5 protein-coding genes are annotated in these 2,402 nt (G+C 48.0%); all 5 read right to left on the reverse strand.

Annotation, left to right across the window (positions count from 1 at the left end):
* Positions 1–415, reverse strand: a 415-nt coding sequence (locus OCV63_RS17270; RefSeq protein WP_262670955.1) for a MobA/MobL family protein, incomplete at its 3' end; no start/stop codon positions are given.
* Positions 416–602: 187 nt separating this feature from the next.
* Positions 603–941: a helix-turn-helix domain-containing protein gene (locus OCV63_RS17275; RefSeq protein WP_003509323.1), complete on the reverse strand. Its 339-nt coding sequence runs from the start codon at positions 939–941 to the stop codon at positions 603–605.
* A gap of 529 nt (positions 942–1,470) precedes the next feature.
* Positions 1,471–1,767, reverse strand: a complete 297-nt coding sequence (locus OCV63_RS17280; protein ID WP_117628259.1) for a DUF3847 domain-containing protein — start codon at positions 1,765–1,767, stop codon at positions 1,471–1,473.
* The gene (locus tag OCV63_RS17285) at positions 1,760–2,101 is read right to left on the reverse strand and encodes a DeoR family transcriptional regulator (RefSeq protein WP_158365442.1); all 342 of its coding nucleotides are present in this window, start codon (positions 2,099–2,101) and stop codon (positions 1,760–1,762) included. Before OCV63_RS17285 ends, OCV63_RS17280 begins: the two co-directional genes overlap by 8 nt.
* Positions 2,098–2,286 (reverse strand): hypothetical protein, encoded by a 189-nt coding sequence (locus tag OCV63_RS17290; RefSeq protein WP_117536679.1) that lies wholly within the window; start codon positions 2,284–2,286, stop codon positions 2,098–2,100. Before OCV63_RS17290 ends, OCV63_RS17285 begins: the two co-directional genes overlap by 4 nt.
* Positions 2,287–2,402 lie beyond the last annotated feature (116 nt).

A 2,402-nucleotide genomic window follows, 5' to 3' on the forward strand; every position in this document is an offset into this window, starting at 1 on the left:
TGACATGGGCGTGGGGATTGTGTCCCGGCGGATGGGGGTCATGGATTGCAAAATCAGCAATCATGCCTTTGGAAACAAACTGCTGCTCACAAAACTCCCGGACAAGGACAGCGTACTGGTCGGGCGGTATCTCTCTGGGGATGGTAAGCACCCACCGCCTTGCAAGCTGGGAATTCCATTGCTTCTCCACCGCTTCGGCGGCGTTCCATAAGGTATTGCGGTCTGCATACTCCGGCGGGGCATTTGCCGGGAGCAGGATTTCATTGTGGACGATACCACGCTTTTCCGGGTAGTGCTTCACTTGCTGGTCGTATTCACAGAACAGCTTTTCGCCACTCTGGTAAGCAGCGGCGGCAACCGCAGACTGTCGCTGGCTGCGCTGAACAATCGTGATTTCGTTGTGTGGACAGGGCATTTCGTGTCCCTCCTTTCGGTAATTGGTGGATGGGGTGGCGTTTTACCACCTCATTTTGGGCAGAAAAAAAGCAGGAGACCTTTTTCAGATTTCCTGCTCGGTGGTGCCGCCGGTGGGCGGCTGGTATTCAGTTTTGAAAGTTCGGGTCAGGGTGGCCCGATGATGAAATAAAATATCTGCATGAAGATTATTCAACTTCTTTTAGTAATTCTTCAACAGAAATACCGTAAAGTTTTGCAAGTGCAAAAAGATTTGATGTGGAAGGGTCGGATGTTCCATTTTCCCATTTTGAAACAGCCTGCCTGCTAACACCAATCGTTTCAGCAACAAATTCCTGCGTCATTTTGCACTGTGTTCTGTGTACTTTGAGTGCTTCACCCAACGATTTCCTCACTACGGATTTTTCCTGCCGTACATCTTTTGAATGGATATATTTGAGTAATGCACGAACAATAAGGGTAAGCAAACCAACAAAGATACATAAGAAAATTATTCCAACGATTATCATAAATACGGTTACTTTCATTTGACCACCTCCTAATGTTGCTGTTGGCTTCATTTCTCTGTACGGATATATTTAAGCAATGCACGAATAACAAGGATAAGCAAGCCGACAAAGATACATGAGAAAACTATTCCGACTACAATCATAATGATGTTTACTAACATTCATTTGGATGACCTCCTTTCTTTGTTGGCTTTATTCTATCTGAATTACCGTGTTGCTACCACCAACTATCAAGCAATTATCAGTTGCATATCGGTTGCACAATGATAGCGTTCTGTTTTTTGACCTTATTATACTAAATTACCGTAGATAAGGATAGCTCGACTGATAAAACTTGCTGGACGGGAACAGCTTGCAGCGCAAGGTGTTTCCGGGCGGCAAGTCCACAAAAGGGTAGCTGGCGACAGCCAGCGCAGGGGAAGTGTAGCGTCCCCTGTTTGATTTGGAGCAGTCCGTGGCTGCGGAAAATCACAGCCCTCCGGCGAGGAGCCTTCGGAGAACGCAATGCACCAACCTTTGGGTGGTGTATAATTGCGCCCTTAGTAAACTAAGGGGTTTCCAGCTTCTCCCGTTCCAGCAGTTTTTTCAATAGTTCCTGCGTGTCCTGCCTGTGAAAAATGAGTTTCAACAGCAGCATGACATCATCATCTGTCAGGCGTTCCGGCTCTTGCAGAAAACTTTCCAGCATACCGCCACGAGTACAGAGCCGATGCGTCCGTTCCTTTCGGGTAAGCTGCTTCAACTGGTGCTGCAATGCCTTTTCATCATTGATGGCTTTCCGCAGTTTCTTTTCGCTTTTTTCCAACTCCCGGTTGAGCTTTTCCAGTTTTGAGGTATCAGGCAAGGGCAGCGTCCTCCTTTCCCGGTATCAGCACATAAATCCTGTTTGGTTCTCCAATGCCCTGACGCACCCGCATGATAAGTCCGGCGGTTTCCAGTTCATTCAGAGAACGCTTGACCGTCATGTGGCTGCGGGACAGGACTGCGGCAATGGCTGTGACAGGGAAGCAGACAAACAGGATTCCGTTCTCGTCCTCCTGCCCTTTGGAGAGCATAGCGTCCAGCATCCGGCAGTACATGACCTTTGCGGTGCTGCTGACTGGAAATCCTGTCAACGCTCTGGGAAATGGCATACAGGGCGGTAATGGTGTGTCTATCGTCATAAATTCAAAATTCATTCGGTGTGTTCCTCCTTTTTCTTTGCTCGTTTGGATAAATAACAGGGGCAGTCAATCACAACCGCCCGGAAGCTCTGCTTGCACCCATGCTGGCATTTCCGGCATAATTCGTTGTAAGTGACACGCCCCCGGTCATTGAGGTAAAAGGAAAGCTCATGCTTCCTCTTTTTGCTCATTCTCGGCATATTGTGTTTCCTCCCGTTTTAGTGTATGGTCTCGGGGCGATTTTCGGCAAAATTACAGCCATAGAGCCGCTTAAAATCTCCCGAAGTATCAGCGATAGGGTAGACTATCCCCCTAT

Source organism: Laedolimicola ammoniilytica, from assembly GCF_025567165.1.
GTDB lineage: Bacteria > Bacillota > Clostridia > Lachnospirales > Lachnospiraceae > Laedolimicola > Laedolimicola ammoniilytica.